The 17,087-nt window shown below is 48.3% G+C and carries 11 protein-coding genes, 16 tRNA genes and 2 rRNA genes (1 of these 29 cut by a window edge); 27 read left to right on the top strand and 2 right to left on the bottom strand.

The window, feature by feature from the left end:
- The 10 genes from JSQ80_RS07640 to JSQ80_RS07595 all read left to right on the top strand — a co-directional run.
- Positions 1 to 2,064 (top strand): 23S ribosomal RNA (locus JSQ80_RS07640) (it extends 864 nt beyond the left edge of the window).
- Positions 2,065 to 2,132: 68 nt separating this feature from the next.
- Positions 2,133 to 2,249, top strand: a 5S ribosomal RNA gene (gene rrf, locus JSQ80_RS07635).
- A gap of 46 nt (positions 2,250 to 2,295) precedes the next feature.
- Positions 2,296 to 2,371, top strand: a tRNA-Asn gene (locus JSQ80_RS07630).
- 5 nt (positions 2,372 to 2,376) lie between these two features.
- Positions 2,377 to 2,452: transfer RNA gene (locus tag JSQ80_RS07625), tRNA-Thr, on the top strand.
- A gap of 40 nt (positions 2,453 to 2,492) precedes the next feature.
- Positions 2,493 to 2,567, top strand: a tRNA-Glu gene (locus tag JSQ80_RS07620).
- Positions 2,568 to 2,571: 4 nt separating this feature from the next.
- Positions 2,572 to 2,647, top strand: a tRNA-Val gene (locus JSQ80_RS07615).
- Positions 2,648 to 2,653: 6 nt separating this feature from the next.
- A tRNA-Thr gene (locus tag JSQ80_RS07610) sits at positions 2,654 to 2,729 on the top strand.
- A gap of 14 nt (positions 2,730 to 2,743) precedes the next feature.
- Positions 2,744 to 2,818 (top strand) — tRNA-Gln (locus JSQ80_RS07605).
- Positions 2,819 to 2,825: 7 nt separating this feature from the next.
- Positions 2,826 to 2,901: transfer RNA gene (locus tag JSQ80_RS07600), tRNA-Lys, on the top strand.
- Between the two features lie 9 nt (positions 2,902 to 2,910).
- A tRNA-Leu gene (locus JSQ80_RS07595) sits at positions 2,911 to 2,995 on the top strand.
- A gap of 58 nt (positions 2,996 to 3,053) precedes the next feature.
- Here JSQ80_RS07595 and JSQ80_RS30185 read toward each other — a convergent pair.
- A complete protein-coding gene (locus JSQ80_RS30185) occupies positions 3,054 to 3,188 on the bottom strand; it encodes a BLB8/JUQZ-1 family protein (protein WP_472850237.1) in 135 nt (44 codons plus the stop codon).
- A 185-nt stretch (positions 3,189 to 3,373) separates the two neighbouring features.
- A complete protein-coding gene (locus JSQ80_RS07590; RefSeq protein ID WP_206094922.1) occupies positions 3,374 to 3,835 on the bottom strand; it encodes an SRPBCC family protein in 462 nt (153 codons plus the stop codon).
- A 307-nt stretch (positions 3,836 to 4,142) separates the two neighbouring features.
- Here JSQ80_RS07590 and JSQ80_RS07585 point away from each other — a divergent pair, with 307 nt between their 5' ends.
- The 17 genes from JSQ80_RS07585 (at position 4,143) to glmM (ending at position 16,877) form a co-directional block, all read left to right on the top strand.
- Positions 4,143 to 4,538, top strand: coding sequence for a DUF3221 domain-containing protein (locus JSQ80_RS07585; RefSeq protein ID WP_206094921.1), 396 nt, complete (start codon positions 4,143 to 4,145; stop codon positions 4,536 to 4,538).
- 499 nt (positions 4,539 to 5,037) lie between these two features.
- Positions 5,038 to 5,352, top strand: a complete 315-nt coding sequence (locus tag JSQ80_RS07580) for a hypothetical protein (protein WP_206094920.1) — start codon at positions 5,038 to 5,040, stop codon at positions 5,350 to 5,352.
- A 355-nt stretch (positions 5,353 to 5,707) separates the two neighbouring features.
- Positions 5,708 to 6,352, top strand: coding sequence for a LysE family translocator (locus JSQ80_RS07575; protein ID WP_240463593.1), 645 nt, complete (start codon positions 5,708 to 5,710; stop codon positions 6,350 to 6,352).
- 491 nt (positions 6,353 to 6,843) lie between these two features.
- Positions 6,844 to 6,918: transfer RNA gene (locus JSQ80_RS07570), tRNA-Gly, on the top strand.
- 10 nt (positions 6,919 to 6,928) lie between these two features.
- Positions 6,929 to 7,005 (top strand) — tRNA-Arg (locus tag JSQ80_RS07565).
- An 11-nt stretch (positions 7,006 to 7,016) separates the two neighbouring features.
- Positions 7,017 to 7,093, top strand: a tRNA-Pro gene (locus tag JSQ80_RS07560).
- A 7-nt stretch (positions 7,094 to 7,100) separates the two neighbouring features.
- Positions 7,101 to 7,174, top strand: a tRNA-Gly gene (locus tag JSQ80_RS07555).
- 583 nt (positions 7,175 to 7,757) lie between these two features.
- Positions 7,758 to 7,832, top strand: a tRNA-Gly gene (locus JSQ80_RS07550).
- An 8-nt stretch (positions 7,833 to 7,840) separates the two neighbouring features.
- Positions 7,841 to 7,917 (top strand) — tRNA-Arg (locus JSQ80_RS07545).
- A 17-nt stretch (positions 7,918 to 7,934) separates the two neighbouring features.
- Positions 7,935 to 8,011 (top strand) — tRNA-Pro (locus JSQ80_RS07540).
- A gap of 7 nt (positions 8,012 to 8,018) precedes the next feature.
- A tRNA-Gly gene (locus tag JSQ80_RS07535) sits at positions 8,019 to 8,092 on the top strand.
- A gap of 338 nt (positions 8,093 to 8,430) precedes the next feature.
- Positions 8,431 to 11,223, top strand: coding sequence for a phosphoenolpyruvate carboxylase (gene ppc, locus JSQ80_RS07530; RefSeq protein WP_206094919.1), 2,793 nt, complete (start codon positions 8,431 to 8,433; stop codon positions 11,221 to 11,223).
- 288 nt (positions 11,224 to 11,511) lie between these two features.
- A complete protein-coding gene (sigW, locus tag JSQ80_RS07525) occupies positions 11,512 to 12,078 on the top strand; it encodes an RNA polymerase sigma factor SigW (protein ID WP_087431858.1) in 567 nt (188 codons plus the stop codon).
- A gap of 219 nt (positions 12,079 to 12,297) precedes the next feature.
- Positions 12,298 to 12,915 (top strand): zf-HC2 domain-containing protein, encoded by a 618-nt coding sequence (locus tag JSQ80_RS07520; protein ID WP_087431859.1) that lies wholly within the window; start codon positions 12,298 to 12,300, stop codon positions 12,913 to 12,915.
- 295 nt (positions 12,916 to 13,210) lie between these two features.
- The gene (gene cdaA, locus JSQ80_RS07515; protein ID WP_087431860.1) at positions 13,211 to 14,035 is read left to right on the top strand and encodes a diadenylate cyclase CdaA; all 825 of its coding nucleotides are present in this window, start codon (positions 13,211 to 13,213) and stop codon (positions 14,033 to 14,035) included.
- Positions 14,028 to 15,455 (top strand): CdaR family protein, encoded by a 1,428-nt coding sequence (locus tag JSQ80_RS07510; RefSeq protein WP_206094918.1) that lies wholly within the window; start codon positions 14,028 to 14,030, stop codon positions 15,453 to 15,455. The genes cdaA and JSQ80_RS07510 overlap by 8 nt, the downstream gene beginning before the upstream one ends.
- 78 nt (positions 15,456 to 15,533) lie before the next feature.
- Positions 15,534 to 16,877, top strand: coding sequence for a phosphoglucosamine mutase (gene glmM / locus JSQ80_RS07505; protein WP_206094917.1), 1,344 nt, complete (start codon positions 15,534 to 15,536; stop codon positions 16,875 to 16,877).
- The last annotated feature ends 210 nt before the right edge of the window (positions 16,878 to 17,087 follow it).

Here is a 17,087-nt window from a genome sequence, read left to right as displayed (position 1 = left end):
CGAAATAGCTTTAGGGCTAGCCTCGGAGTCAAGAGTCGTGGAGGTAGAGCACTGATTGGATGCGGGGCCCGCCAAGGGTTACCAAGTTCAGTCAAACTCCGAATGCCATCGACTTATATCCGGGAGTCAGACAGTGGGTGCTAAGGTCCATTGTCAAGAGGGAAACAGCCCAGACCATCAGCTAAGGCCCCTAAGTATACGTTAAGTGGGAAAGGATGTGGAGTTGCACAGACAACCAGGATGTTGGCTTAGAAGCAGCCATCATTTAAAGAGTGCGTAATAGCTCACTGGTCGAGTGACTCTGCGCCGAAAATGTAACGGGGCTAAACGTATCGCCGAAGCTATGGCTTGCATCGTAAGATGCATGGGTAGGGGAGCGTTGTGTATCGGGTTGAAGGTAGACCGGAAGGACTGCTGGACTATACACAAGTGAGAATGCCGGTATGAGTAACGAAAAGACATGTGAGAATCATGTCCGCCGAAAGCCTAAGGGTTCCTGGGGAAGGCTCGTCCGCCCAGGGTAAGTCGGGACCTAAGGCGAGGCCGAAAGGCGTAGTCGAAGGACAACAGGTTGAAATTCCTGTACCACCGTAAGCCGTTATGAGCAATGGGGGGACGCAGAAGGATAGGGACGCGAGCTGATGGATGCTCGTCCAAGCAGTGAGGCCGGTCAGTAGGCAAATCCGCTGACCATAAGGCTGGGCTGTGACGGGGAGGGAAATTTATAGTACCGAAGGTCTTGATTTCATGCTGCCAAGAAAAGCCTCTAGCCAGGTGAAGGTGCCCGTACCGCAAACCGACACAGGTAGGCGAGAAGAGAATTCTAAGGCGCGCGGAAGAACTCTCGTTAAGGAACTCGGCAAAATGACCCCGTAACTTCGGGAGAAGGGGTGCCTCGGTAGGGTGAATAGCCCGAGGGGGCCGCAGTGAAAAGGCCCAAGCGACTGTTTAGCAAAAACACAGGTCTGTGCGAAGCCGCAAGGCGAAGTATACGGGCTGACGCCTGCCCGGTGCTGGAAGGTTAAGGGGAGTGGTTAGCCGCAAGGCGAAGCTATGAACCGAAGCCCCAGTAAACGGCGGCCGTAACTATAACGGTCCTAAGGTAGCGAAATTCCTTGTCAGGTAAATTCTGACCCGCACGAATGGCGTAACGACTTGGGCGCTGTCTCAACGAGAGATCCGGTGAAATTTTAATACCTGTGAAGATGCAGGTTACCCGCGACAAGACGGAAAGACCCCATGGAGCTTTACTGCAGCTTGATATTGGACTTTGGTACGGTCTGTACAGGATAGGTGGGAGCCTGCGAAGCCGGTGCGCCAGCATCGGTGGAGGCATCGTTGGGATACCACCCTGATCGTATCGGAGTTCTAACCTAGGACCGTAATCCGGTTCGGGGACAGTGTCAGGTGGGCAGTTTGACTGGGGCGGTCGCCTCCTAAAGAGTAACGGAGGCGCCCCAAGGTTCCCTCAGAATGGTTGGAAATCATTCGAAGAGTGCAAAGGCAGAAGGGAGCTTGACTGCGAGACCTACAAGTCGAGCAGGGACGAAAGTCGGGCTTAGTGATCCGGTGGTACCGCATGGAAGGGCCATCGCTCAACGGATAAAAGCTACCCTGGGGATAACAGGCTTATCTCCCCCAAGAGTCCACATCGACGGGGAGGTTTGGCACCTCGATGTCGGCTCATCGCATCCTGGGGCTGAAGTAGGTCCCAAGGGTTGGGCTGTTCGCCCATTAAAGCGGTACGCGAGCTGGGTTCAGAACGTCGTGAGACAGTTCGGTCCCTATCTGTCGCGGGCGCAGGAAATTTGAGAGGAGCTGTCCTTAGTACGAGAGGACCGGGATGGACGTACCGCTGGTGTACCAGTTGTCTCGCCAGAGGCATGGCTGGGTAGCTACGTACGGAAGGGATAAGCGCTGAAAGCATCTAAGCGTGAAGCCCCCCTCAAGATGAGATTTCCCAATTAGTAAGACCCCTTGAAGACGACGAGGTAGATAGGTTCGGGGTGGAAGCACAGCAATGTGTGGAGCTGACGAATACTAATCGGTCGAGGGCTTATCCTAATAACAATGATTCTAGAGCAAATGAAACTTTCGCGTTCAGTTTTCAAGGCGCAAACCTTGAATATCTGTTTGGTGACGATAGCGGAGGGGTTCCACGCGTACCCATCCCGAACACGACCGTTAAGCCCTCCAGCGCCGATGGTACTTGGACCGCAGGGTCCTGGGAGAGTAGGACGTTGCCAAGCAGACCGTTAGGACTCTTTAGATGGGTCCTGTGAGAGTCCACAATATTCCCTGATAGCTCAGTTGGTAGAGCACTCGGCTGTTAACCGAGTTGTCACAGGTTCGAGTCCTGTTCGGGGAGCCACTTTTGCTCTCATAGCTCAGTCGGTAGAGTGCATCCATGGTAAGGATGAGGTCACCGGTTCGATCCCGGTTGAGAGCTCCACAACTTACTTGTTTAGAGCAATGATAAGCATTATGACTAAGGCCCGTTGGTCAAGGGGTTAAGACACCTCCCTTTCACGGAGGTAACAGGGGTTCGAATCCCCTACGGGTCACCATTTTGGACGCTTAGCTCAGCTGGGAGAGCATCTGCCTTACAAGCAGAGGGTCGGCGGTTCGATCCCGTCAGCGTCCACCATAATATGCCGGTGTAGCTCAGTTGGTAGAGCGGCTGACTTGTAATCAGTAGGTCGTGGGTTCGACTCCTATCGCCGGCACCATTTACAACTTATACTGGGGATTAGCCAAGCGGTAAGGCAACGGACTTTGACTCCGTCACGCATAGGTTCGAATCCTATATCCCCAGCCATTTATAAGAGCCATTAGCTCAGTTGGTAGAGCACCTGACTTTTAATCAGGGTGTCGAAGGTTCGAGTCCTTCATGGCTCACCAGTTAATCGTGCGCGTGTGGCGGAATTGGCAGACGCACTAGACTTAGGATCTAGCGTCTAACGACGTGGGGGTTCAAGTCCCTCCACGCGCACCATTATCATCAAACCCTTGGGATACAAGGGTTTTTTGCTTTTCTAAGGGAAGTTTTTATTTTATCTAACTCCCTGCGTCCAGTAATGGTTTCCATTGCTGTCATATGCGTAAATAGTCGCATCTCCAGGTTTCAACCCTGTTACTCTACCGGAAGAATCGAGGGATACTACACCAATCCTGAAACAAGTCTCCATGACGAACCCATTAACCAAGCGGAGTATGAAACCCTCAAATCCGAGTAAGTAACACCTGCGGCCATAACGGAATTATTAGCTGGTTTGAACTCTTGTTACGTTGTACTCGCAGACGCCATAGCCACTCTGGTGGCTGGCTCTGTCCGCAATTCAGCTATTCGCTCGCAACAGCTAAAAGGCGATTCTTAACGTTTAACGTGGGCGTAAGGAGCCTTATCCGCTACGAGATTCAACACGATGTCGTGCTCAAGAAGCGCTTTCAGCCCACAGAGAACAATCGTAAATCCTTCCGTTGAATCTATCGCTTGCTTTACAATATCATCCGCATCTCCCTTAAACCCTGAGTTTGTAATCGTGACGAAAGTTTCGTTTTCTGCCCGGGGAGTAAAAATCCACTCGACCGTGGTGCCAAATTCGATGAGGATTCGCTTGTTTTCTTCGATTTCTTTTACTTCAACGTCTGCAGAAGCACCGTACATCTCCCAATCCCACTGGACGCGCTTTCCCGTTTCTAATCTTCCGCTGCTTTTCGTGAACCAGAATCTTGAAGTAATCGCCGGATCGATAAAAGCCTCAAACACCTCCTCAATCGGTTTTCTAATAAGCATCTCTGCCTTTGCAATCGGTACATGATTCAAGGTTGGCATCTTGATTTCTCCTTTTATCGTTTAAGGTTCCTTAATCACGAATGAACTATGACAGTGTCTTTTTCATTCTCAACGTCTCGAAAAACGGTATAGACTGTTGATGAAGAAATTTACTTCTTCTATCCATTCAATTCGAACTATTGGCATATATAATTATATAAGGTACATTGAGCACTTAGGAGCTTATTCCTAAGTGTTCTTATTATTTTGTGACAAAATTGTTAATCATATGTAAAAATAAAGGATTTATTGCTTATAAAATAGAAATAAGGAAGTGTAACCAAAAAATACAAGGAGGTTCATCACTATGATTACAAAAAAGAAAGTAGTAGCTGTAGCAACCATTCTTACTTTAGGTTTAGGATTTTCTGTAGGATTCACACCGGCTTATGCGCATTCAGACGAATCTTCATCGAAGAGCGCTTCTATCTCATCTATTGAGAAACAGGAACAGTCACGCTTCACTGGATATATCATGTCCATTGGCGACAAGTATATGACTGTTGCAGATACTTCCACAAAAGAAGAAGCAGTGCAAGGAAATTGGGGAGAGCTAGTTGATCAAGGAAAAATATTAATTGTTCCTATTCCAGAAGATGAAATATATATAGTAGGAGATAAAGTAAATGTGTTTTTTAAATTAGCACATTATTCAAACCCGCCAATTGCAATTTTACCTACTATTGAAAAAATAGTAGACTAATCTATGCAGAAATGCTGGGTTGTAGTTAAGTTATTTCAATGAAAAAGAGACGAAGAGACCACGGAGGTATAAGCCAATGCCAATGTGGTCTTTTTTTTGTACTAGGGCAAATGAGGTTAACTTTCCTCCAGTCCGGTAACCTATGTTATTTATCACTTCAGACGATACTCCTAATTGAAAAAAGTAAGTACCCGAGAAAAAAATGCTAATGGGTTCGGTTCGGTACAGTAATTTTTTCTATTGTAAATCAAATGCTTATTCGCATATACTATTACCGAACAAATGTTCGAGGCAAGGATAACGCTGAAACATTACATTGGGCGAATAGTTGAGATTATTTACGAAGACAGGAATGGAGTTTTTACGCAGCGTCGAATCGTTGTACGCCGAGTTAAGAATGGCGTGGTCCATGAACGTGCCTTTTGGCCAAAACGTCGCCTGGAACGTATTTTATCTTGGTACCCGGTTAAGGGGAGAACGGCGTGAGAGAGGCGATGTTATGCTTGCAAACGAGTTTAATCTTTCTCTAGCGGAGGTGGTTGCGCGACACATGCGAGTTATTGGCATATGGCCCTGCTGTACGGAAAGGGATATCGTCGTATGCGCCGATTGTATGGGGCAGTTGATGACATGGCGTTTTGATGCGCTTGCCTTTTTGAAAGAAGGAGATTTTTCCGATAGCATTGATGATATCGTGGAACCAGTTGAAGGGATGCAGGTCAACATCAGGCGAGAAGGGATAGTATTGCGTTATCGATACTCAAAAGGCAGATGGATCGGTATTGGGGATTTACCCGATAAAGTTTATTATTGAAGCCTCGGAGAAATCCGGGGCTTTTCCATTATGCTGAACACTTTTGCAAACGAAATATTTAGGCAAGACATTGCAGTTAATCTGGGGAGTATTTATAATAAGTAGAAACACGGTAGACGCAGTTAAAATCTGCCAAAAAAAGAATCCTGTGGATAACTGAAAAAAACGTATACAAAGACTTACACGCAGCCAGGGTAACAGGTCACCTAGACTTAGGAGCTAGCGTCTAACGACGTGGAGGTTCAAGTCCCTCCACGCGCACCATTATCATCAAACCCTTGGGATGCAAGGTTTTTTTGCTGTGTATATAAGTCTTTTGCACAACTGCATGACATTTTTTTAGGAGGTTTCGTTATTGGGGCCATTCACCATGTTTTTATTGATGTCTATCGCACTTATTTTAACTCCAGGGGCTGATACGGCGTTAGTTACGAAAAGTACGATTGTTTATGGGAAACGCGGAGGAACTGCAACTGCTGTAGGGACTTCCGCCGGCATTATTATCCATACTTGTGCCGCAGCCATGGGATTATCCGTATTGTTAGCGCAATCCGCGGTATTGTATGAGACGGTTAAATGGGCAGGGGCCGTTTACTTGATATACTTAGGAATCAGTTCGCTCATATCGAAGGGTTCAAACTCACATAAAGAGGCGCCGTCTTCAGTAGATGATGCAGACGTTGCAATGGGCCGCAGTTCGGTTATAAAGTGTTTTTCTCAAGGCGTATTGACGAATGTATTAAACCCGAAAGTCGCTTTGTTTTTTCTTACCTTTTTGCCTCAGTTCGTTCGTTCAGATACCGCTTCTTTTACACAGTACCTGACGATGGGGCTCATCTATGCCTTTTTATTAATTGTGTGGTTGCTCATGTTCGTCTATTTTATTCATGCGTTCCGCAAATGGCTGCAGAAGCCTTCCGTTCATAAAACGATTGAACGCGTAACCGGATTAGTGCTTATTGGATTCGGCCTGAAAGTTGCGTTTGAACATCGGCATTAATTTGCCTTCGTAGATATGGCATCCACCTTCTTGACGGAAGGGAATCAATTGTGGACGAAAGCAGCAGTTGCTTTTCATATGCACCAAGTATTCTCATTATCCAACATGCAGAAGGATCGGGTGTGTAGATAGGGAAATTGCGTTGTGGATGACTGGTGATGAGTTATTCACATCGCAAGGCCTGTTACGATTAATGACGGAATATGTCTAGAGGTTACGGATGATAACTTTGAAGAGATCCTTAGTAACATTTATGCCAAAATGAACCGATAACTAAAGTGTTGCATTTCATTCGAATTCATGATATATTATTACTTGTCGCTTCTTATTTGAACTGTAATTGGATAAACACCATTACACAAGCGAAGCAACGAGCATGTGCGGTAATAATTCATATCATTAAGAAATTTTTTAAAAAAAGTGTTGCAAATGATTCAGTATTGTGATATATTATTACTTGTCGCTTCTGAAAAAAGATTAACTGTAAATGTGCGGACATAGCTCAGTGGTAGAGTATCGCCTTGCCAAGGCGAGGGTCGCGGGTTCGAATCCCGTTGTCCGCTCCAGATAAAATATGTGCCCTTAGCTCAGCTGGATAGAGCGTTTGACTACGAATCAAAAGGTCGGGAGTTCGAATCTCTCAGGGCACGCCATTTTAAGCGATCGGGACGTAGCTCAGCTTGGTAGAGCACTTGGTTTGGGACCAAGGGGTCGCATGTTCAAATCGTGTCGTCCCGACCATTCATATGCGGGTGTAGTTCAATGGTAGAACTCCAGCCTTCCAAGCTGGTAGCGTGGGTTCGATTCCCATCACCCGCTCCATAACGCACAAAGCAAACGCCAACGGGCGTTTTTTTGTTATGTACATAGATGGGAAGCGAATCAGGTTCGACCGCGCTGCCATGCTTCTGCGAAAAACAGACCAGCGCGCGTCCGGGGGCGCTATGAGCGTTGCCGATAATGATCGGCACGCAAAAGCAAACGGAGTATTCCCATCCCCCGCTCCATAATGAACAAGATAACCACTTCATCGGCGTTTTTTAAATGGGTATGTCTGTGGGGAAGAAGTACTTTAATTTAATGCTTAGCTTCACTATCCCTTCGAATCAGAAGGATACAAACATGTATGATGCGCTACCCGAGTAAAATTCGAAAGCGTGGTAGCTTATCAATTGGTGGAAATTCCTCATTTATGGGAGATAAACATTCGTGAAGGCACGCGTATTGTTCTGAATGGAGGGGAGAGTGCGGCAAAGGAGCGACGTATGAACAAAACCCTTTGTGGGATGTCCAGACAGCAGGGATTATCGATGCTCCAAGGGGAAACTTCCCGCCCAAAAAGTTTATGTAAAGAAAATGTTGAAATATATCGAATGATGTGGTAATATATTTATGTTAAAGAAATGCGGACATAGCTCAGTGGTAGAGTATCGCCTTGCCAAGGCGAGGGTCGCGGGTTCGAATCCCGTTGTCCGCTCCAGATAATATGTGCCCTTAGCTCAGCTGGATAGAGTGTTTGACTACGAATCAAAAGGTCGGGAGTTCGAATCTCTCAGGGCACGCCATTTTTTAAATAAGCGATCGGGACGTAGCTCAGCTTGGTAGAGCACTTGGTTTGGGACCAAGGGGTCGCATGTTCAAATCGTGTCGTCCCGACCATTCATACGCGGGTGTAGTTCAATGGTAGAACTCCAGCCTTCCAAGCTGGTAGCGTGGGTTCGATTCCCATCACCCGCTCCATTTACAACTTCATGCAGGGAAGCGAATCCAAAGGTTCGACGCCCGTACAGGCATCAGATGAGATTGCTTGCACAGGGCGCGCGTTAACACTTTAAGATAAGTGACAGAGTGTTGGGTACTTCCTTAACAATGAAATGCATAAATATACCTTAATATACATAAAGACCTTCGCTGCAAGGTCTTTTTTTGTATATGCAAACCCGAACTAATGTAAGGGGATACAGAACGAACGTACGATTTTTTAATGTAAATGTAAAGATTTTAGTCTGATTTTGTAGTATGATGTTAGGAAAGCCCAATTCAGTGCAGACTGAATACGCAGAGATAGGGGGAGACGAATGACTGACCATACGTTAACCGCAAACAAAACGAATTCAAATAACTTGTTGCGGCGGGACGTTCGTTTTCTGGGAAATATCCTTGGCGAAGTACTCGTCCATCAAGGCGGTCATGAACTGCTTAACATTGTGGAGAAAATTCGGGAATTAAGCAAATCATTACGTGCTGTGTTCTTGCCTGAATTATACGAAGAGTTCAAACAACTGATCAATACGTTGAACCCTGAAATTCGACATCAAGTGATTCGTGCATTCGCTATCTATTTTCAGCTGGTAAACATTGCGGAGCAGAATCATCGGATTCGACGCAAACGTGATTACGAGCGCTCTGCTGGGGAGACGGTACAGCCGGGCTCCATTGAGGGTGTCATTCTGGAGTTGAAAGAGCGGAAAGTTTCGGAAATTGAGTTGCAAGAAATTCTTGAAAGCATTTCTTTGGAACTTGTCATTACGGCTCATCCGACCGAAGCGATGCGTCGCGCAATTCTTGATATTCATAAACGCATCGCCGAAGACGTCATGCTGTTAGATAATCCGACACTTACTTACCGTGAACGGGAACAATTGCGCGACAAGCTGCTCAATGAAGTGATTACGCTGTGGCAGACGGATGAACTGCGCGATCGCAAACCTACGGTATTGGATGAAGTACGCAACGGCCTGTATTATTTTCATGAAACCTTGTTCGATGTTCTGCCTGACGTGTATCAAGAGCTAGAGCGTTGCCTTGATAAATATTATCCGACCCAAGCATGGCACGTTCCGACTTACCTTCGATTCGGTTCATGGATTGGCGGAGACCGGGACGGCAACCCTTCGGTTACGTCTTCTGTCACATGGGAGACATTGACGATGCACCGCGGGCTGGCCATACGCAAGTATGAAGAACGAATAAGAGAATTATTCCGCACTTTAAGCTTCAGCACAAGCATCGTTCAAGTATCCGAGGAGCTGTTCGGCTCGATTGCGAAGGATCAGGAGAACGTAACGTTGAAATACGTTCCGTTTTGGAACAATGAGAAAGAACCATATCGCATCAAGCTGACCTATATGTTGGAGAAGCTGAATAACCTCTCCGATGAGTCTACGAAAGACACTTTGCAGCGTTACCGTACGCCGAAGGAATTCGTGGAAGATTTGCAAATTATTGATCGCAGCTTGCGTCACCATTTTGCAGACTATGTGGCGGATACTAATGTAAGCAAGCTGATTCGCCAGGTGGAGCTGTTCGGCTTCCATATGGCCACGCTCGATGTTCGTCAGCATAGCAAAGAACATGAGAGTGCGATGACGGAAATTTTGGCGAATATGAATATCGTCGAGGATTACAGCCAACTAAGCGAAGAAGAGAAGATTGAACTGCTGAACCGTTTGCTGAACGATCCGCGTCCATTGATTTCGCCCTATATTCAATATAGCGATTCCACGACAGAATGCTTGAACGTCTATGTTACGATTTATGAGGCGCAAAAGGAATTCGGGGTCAAGTGCATCACCAGTTATCTGATTAGTATGGCGGAAGCGGCCAGCGATGTCCTGGAAGTCATGCTGCTGGCGAAGGAAGTCGGCTTGTTCCGTCAAACGGCGAACGGGGATATCCATTGCACGCTTCAAGCGGTGCCGCTCTTCGAGACCATTGACGATTTGCATGAAGCGCCTGGCATTATGAAGACGCTGTTCGATCTTCCGGTTTATCGCAGTGCCGTAAGTGCCATGAATGACATGCAGGAGATTATGCTCGGTTATTCAGACAGCAACAAGGACGGCGGCGCATTCACCGCCAACTGGGAACTGCGCGTAGCGCTTAAGGAATTGACCGCGATGGCACAGAACTATGACGTGAAGCTCAAGTTCTTCCATGGCCGCGGCGGTGCGTTGGGACGCGGAGGAATGCCGCTCAACCGCAGCATTATGGCTCAGCCGCCTCATACGATTGGCGCAGGCATCAAGATAACGGAACAAGGGGAAGTGTTGTCCTCGCGTTATTCGATGCAGGGCATTGCTTACCGCAGCTTGGAGCAAGCTTCCTCTGCGCTCATTCAAGCGGCTATGCTGGCACGTACGCCGCATTCCGATTTGTATGAATCCAAATGGAAAGAATTAATGGAGAGCATTTCGCAAGCTTCTTTGAAAAAGTATCAGGATTTAATTTTCCGCGATCCGGGCTTCCTGAGCTATTTCAAAGAATCGACCCCGCTTCCGGAGGTTGGCGAGCTGAACATAGGCTCCAGACCGTCGAAGCGGAAGAACAGCGATCGTTTCGAGGATTTGCGTGCCATTCCATGGGTATTTGCATGGACGCAGAGCCGTTACCTCCTTCCGGCATGGTATGCGGCAGGGACTGGATTGCAAAGCTTTTATCAAGGCAAAGAAGAGAATATGGAGATTCTGCGGGACATGTACCAGCACTATTCCTTCTTCCAGTCTATGATCGACAGCTTGCAAATGGCGCTCGCCAAGGCAGACCTAGTCATAGCGAAAGAATATGCCAATATGATTAAAGACGAAACGATCCGGGATCGTATCTTTACAGCAATTGAAGAAGAACATCAATTAACGACTGATTTGATTCTGCAAATCACCGGACAAGAAGAAATTTTGGATAACGTTCCCGTCATTCAGGAGTCGATTCGCTTGCGCAATCCGTATGTGGACCCGCTGAGCTATATGCAAGTTCAACTGCTGGCCGAACTGCGTGAATTGCGCGAATCCGAGGAAGACGATCCGATATTGCTGCGGGAAGTGTTATTGACAATTAACGGCATTGCAGCAGGACTTCGAAACACGGGTTGATAATGACGGACATGCGCAGTGGCGTGGCTAATCGTCGTATCGACTGGAGCACGAAGCAGCGACGATGCAGTCGAGTCTTGAGCGATCAAGGCTCGACTTTTCCTGTGTTTATGCATAGGGACGACTGGTGCAGCGATGACCAGGAACCGAGCAGAAGGTGGATGGGATGAGTACAGATGACGGTGCTCCAAGGTTCGGATTCCTGCTTACGATGTCCGGCATTGTCATTGTACCTCAATGATTGTAGAAGACATCGGCGTAACGAGCAGTGAGGATGGAGGGAGACCGTTGGATACGTTAGAAAAACGGCTCGCGAGATTGGCTCGAAAAGGGGATACGCGGGCGTTTGCCGAGATTGTCGAACTATATAAAGATAAAATTTTTCACCTCGCCTACCGCATGCTGAGCAATCGGCATGAAGCGGAAGACGTAGTTCAAGATACCTTTTTGCGAGTATACCGCAATCTGGATCGATATGATGAGAACCAAAAGTTCTCGACCTGGATATATCGTATCGGGACGAACTTGTGCATCGATCGACTGCGCAAGCGTAAGCCGAGCTATTCGTTGGATGCGGAGATGACAGACCAGGAAGGCATTGACGGGTACGCGATGATTCCGAGCGACGACCGGACACCGGAGTCGTATTTGATTGTGAGCGAGACGCAGCGCATGGTGCATGAGGCTATCAATAGCTTGCCAGCCAAATATAAGACGGTGATGATACTTCGTTATTTGCAGGATATGTCTTTGCAAGAGATTAGCGACGTGCTGGATATGCCTGTCACGACGATTAAGACGAGGGTGCACCGGGGACGTGAATTTCTCCGCAAAAAGCTCGAACGGAAAATCTGAGAAATAATAGCAGGTTAAAAGTTTGAAACTATTTTGATCTCAAGTCGTATCGTATATCAAACCGGCATAACGTGCGTCCTGCGCATGGAACCGGACAAGAGCGGAGCATGCGGGTTGCTGTGGATGATCGATCTACATCCTGCGCATCCATTCCGCCCTTGCATTTAAACGGCGGTACCGCCGTTTATATTTGGAAACTCCATGAAAGGATTGGCTCAAATGGATTGCAAACAAGCCGTCTCATTAATGCACGACTTACTAGATGACGATTTGGACCGAGAATGTGCGAAAGAACTCAAAGCGCATATGCTTGAATGCCCGGCTTGCCGTGAGCGTTTTCGTCAATTAGAAGAGGCGGATCGCCTGCTGTACGGATTCAATCATCGTTTGCAGCCGACATCGGATGATTTAACCGATCGAATTATGAGTGTCATTCCGAAGCCAAGGCAGCAAAGTGCTTTATTGGTATGGGTGAAGCGGCACCCGGCTATCACGGTCGCAGCCGTTTTTGTCTTGGTCATGATGACAAGTGCGCTTAGCATGTGGAATGCGGATAAACAGCTTATGGTCAAAGGAGCACACTTGGACGGTGTTGTTATCGAGAATAACAAAGTCATTGTTCCCTCAGACAAAGTGGTTGCCGGTGATTTGACGATTCACAACGGGATGGCCGAGGTGTACGGTCAAGTACAAGGTGATGTAACGGTCATCGACGGCAAAGTGTTCCAAGCATCTACGGCGAATATATCGGGCTCGGTTCATCAAATCGACGAAGCATTAAGCTGGATTTGGTACCAGATTACGAATCTGTTCGGTTCAGGGCCTTCATTGCCATAACTGGACGGGTACGCATATCATTCGTATCGTACCACAGCTCTCCTGCGTTACATGTAGGAGAGTTTTTTGCCATTAAGAAATGTTTATGGTATATGAAGAGTAAGCGCAACCAAACATTTCTTATGGCGCTAAAAATCACCTCTAAGCGCGGTCGCTCATCTGCGGAAGACCTCGATAGAGGTTTTCTCATATCAAAAGGAGTTTTGCGTCAGCTCCGCGAAAAGTATATAGTTAGTACGTAGAGAGAAGGATGTTTTTATCAGGCTCTTATCAGGGAATTGCCGGGGGTACCTGCATGAATTATTTTACGGATATGACGTGGAAAGACACGATCAAAGATATTATCGATATTTTAATTGTCAGCTTCATTATTTACAAGTTGCTCGTTCTCATCCGCGGAACCCGTGCCGTACAGTTGCTGAAAGGGATTTTTATCCTTGTCATCACATGGGCCATTAGTACGTGGTTTGATTTGTATACGTTGAAATGGTTGATGAACCAAATGTTCACGTTCGGCGTGCTCGCGGTTGTCATTATTTTTCAGCCTGAGCTGCGGCGGGCGCTGGAGCAATTGGGCCGAGGCAAGTTTTTCGGCGGCCGTCTGATTGCGGAAGAAGATGAAACCGCAAGAGTCATCGGCGAGTTAATTAAATCCGTTAACTATATGTCCCGCCGCAAAATCGGAGCGCTGATCGTATTCGAGCGCACGACGGGACTTAATGAATATACCGAATCGGGAATCGCGATGGAATCACGCATCAGCTCGGAGCTATTGATTAACCTGTTTATCCCGAACACTCCGCTCCATGACGGGGCGGTCATTGTGCGCGGCAGTCATATCGCCGCCGCCGCCTGTTATTTGCCATTGTCGGAGAATCCTTTCATAAGCAAGGAACTGGGCACAAGGCATCGTGCCGCCATCGGGATTAGTGAGGTATGCGATGCCATATCTGTCGTCGTCTCGGAGGAGACCGGTCAGGTCTCTTTAGCGATGAATGGACAGGTCGTAAGGGATATTAAAGAGGAATCGCTTATTTCCAAGCTGTTCGAGGAATTGAAGCCCAAGACGAAGAAAGAACGCCGGTTGTTCTGGAAGCGAAAAGGTGAGCATCATGGATAAGTGGCTAATGAATAACAATGCAGCGAAGGTGATAGCGCTGGTCCTGGGTATTTTGCTTTTCGCCGTAGTACATAAGGACGATTCTACGGTTGTAAACACACCGCCGTTGATGGAGTCGCGTTGGATTGACAGCGTTCAAGTGCGGACGATAGGACTGGATACGCAGCAGCAGGTTATTAAATCAATGAAGCCGGAAACGGTGCGCATTCAGGTTCGCGGGAAACGAACCATCATTGCAGCCGCTTTGCCGGAGGACTATAAAGTGACTTTGGATTTGACCGGATATGGGACAGGGAGGCATGTCATTCCGCTTCACCATGAATTCCCGCCGGGCATCGAGCTTGTCTCCATGCTCCCGTCAAGCGTAACCGTCGATCTGGAAGATGTTCAGACGAAGGAATTCGAAGTTCAGGTGAAGACGCAGGGGATCCCGGCCAAAGGCTACAAGGCCGGCACGGCGATTGTAAGCCCGTCGAACCGGGTGCACGTAACGCTGCCTGCATCCCGGATGGCCGAAGTGAAGTCGGTGACGGCTATGGTAAATATTGAGAAGGCGAATGAGTCCGTTGTGTCGAAAGGGGTCAAGCTCACCGCATATAATTCCAAGGGTCAGGAGATTAAGGACGCGGTTATGACGCCTTCTGTCGTGGAAGTCGAAATACCGGTTACGAAGCCGTTCAAGAGCGTGCCGCTGCAGGTGAATTTGGAGGGGCAATTGCCGGATGGCCTGGCCGTATCGACCCTTACGCCTGATGTGAATCAGATTACGTTATACGGCCCGCAGGAGGCGCTGGACCAATTCGAATTCTTCGATGGGGTTCGGGTCGATCTGCGTCAGATTAAAGCCGAGGGTGTATATAAATTAAATGTGAGATTGACGCCTCCGCCGAACATTGAGAAAATAGAACCGAGTGAGATTACCGTCGACTTACAAATTTCGAGCGTGAAGCAAAGAGTGATTTCCGGAGTGCCTATCATATTAACAGGGGAGAACGACCGGCTGGAGACGACGGTTGCGGAACCGGCTACCCGCAAGATGGACGTCACTGTTGTCGGCGCGCCGAGCCTAGTGGATGAGCTCAAGGCCGCGGATATTCAGTTAATTGCGAACGTGAATGATTTGCCTCCGGGCAAGCATACGGTGAATCTTCAAGTCAATCTTCCAAGATTTGTTCGACGAGTGGAGAATATGCCGCTTACGGTGACGATTATAATCCAGGATAACAGTGCGCCCGTAACGACAGAGCCCGACACGAAACCGATTCCTCCCGCAGGAGGAGATGCCGGGAAATCTGAGGGAAGCCAGAGTGAGACGGGGCAAGAGGAGCATAAGCCGGCCGGACAGGAAGATGCAGGAACTTCGAGCGAGGCGAACGACACTTCTCCGGATTCGAAGTCCGAAAATGATCAATCATCATGACGAATTGCACAACATATCGGTACACCTAAATAGATCTTCTTGAAAACACGCATTAAATTGAAGTTAGGAGAAAAGACGATGGGGAAATATTTCGGAACAGATGGGGTACGTGGAATTGCGAATCAAGAATTGACCGCGGAACTCGCATTTAAGATCGGCCGCTGCGGCGGTTATGTGCTGACTGGCGAAGCTTCAGGCAAGCCAAAGGTGCTTATTGGGATGGATACGCGCGTATCCGGACGCATGCTGGAATCAGCTTTGACGGCAGGGCTCTTATCTATAGGGGCGGATGTCGTGCTGCTTGGCATCGTTTCGACGCCCGCTGTGGCATATTTGACGCGGTTATTGGGCGCAGATGCTGGCGTCATGATTTCGGCTTCACATAACCCGGTAGAGGACAACGGCATCAAATTTTTCGGCTCTGACGGCTTCAAGCTGCTGGATGAGACGGAACTTGAAATAGAGCGTCTCATGGATGCGGAGACGGATGAGCTGCCGCGTCCAATCGGCGAAGGCCTCGGTACCGTCACAACGGATACGGAAGCAAAATGGCGCTATGTAGAGTATTTGAAGTCTACCGTGTCGAACCGCTTCGAAGGCCTGCGCATCGTGCTCGATTGCGCGCATGGAGCGGCATATGAGCTTGCTCCGCGTTTGTTCCGGGAGCTCGGCGCAGAAGTTATTGCCATCGGGGCGGAACCGACCGGATTGAATATTAACGCCGCTTGCGGATCGACGCATCCGGAACAGCTGAAGGAAGAGGTTGTGCGTCAAGGTGCGCACCTCGGACTTGCGTTCGATGGCGATGCCGATCGATTGATAGCCGTTGATCAGCATGGGGAAGAAGTGGACGGAGACTTTATTCTGCTTATTTGCGGACTCGAGATGAAGCGGGCCGGCCGTTTGAAAGGCGATACGATCGTGACGACGGTCATGAGCAATATCGGCTTCTTCAAGGCGGCGGAGAAGCTCGATTTGAACACGGCCAAGACTGCGGTCGGCGACCGTTATGTCATGGAAGAGATGAGACGCGGCGGCTTCAATCTCGGTGGAGAACAGTCAGGACACGTCATCTTCCTTGAGCACAATACGACCGGTGACGGCATGCTGACGGGTATCCAGCTTGTCGATACGTTAATCAGCAGCGGCAAGACATTGGGCGAAGCGAAGTCGCTTATGCGCAAGTATCCGCAAGTGCTCGTCAATGTGCGTGTCGGGGACAAGAGCAAGTACAAAGACAATGCTGTCATTGAGCAAGTTATTGCTGCCGTAGAACAGGAGCTCGGTGATAACGGGCGTGTGCTCGTGCGTCCATCCGGTACGGAATCGCTCATTCGGGTCATGGCGGAAGGCCCGGATGCAGATGTCGTCGAAGCGTATGTGAAGCGCATTGCGGACGTTGTACAGAAGGAATTAAGCTAATGCTGTGAGCCGCTTTTCTCATGCTGCGAGAGAAGCGGCTTTTTTCCTATTATTGTGTACCCATTGCCAACAAAAACCGAAATGCATATAATAAAGAGCATGTTCCACTGAAACGGAGCGATGAGAAGACTGTCGAACTTCCATGGCTCATGCAAGCAGCCGGCGTATCATTGGAGCTGGACACGGTGCAGGGTATCTATGGTTGTATTT

Origin of the sequence: Paenibacillus apiarius, from assembly GCF_017052585.1 — a bacterium.
Classification (GTDB): Bacteria; Bacillota; Bacilli; order Paenibacillales; family Paenibacillaceae; genus Paenibacillus_B; species Paenibacillus_B apiarius.
Note: the sequence above shows the minus strand (reverse complement) of the source record. Positions and strands in the feature narration are given on the sequence as shown.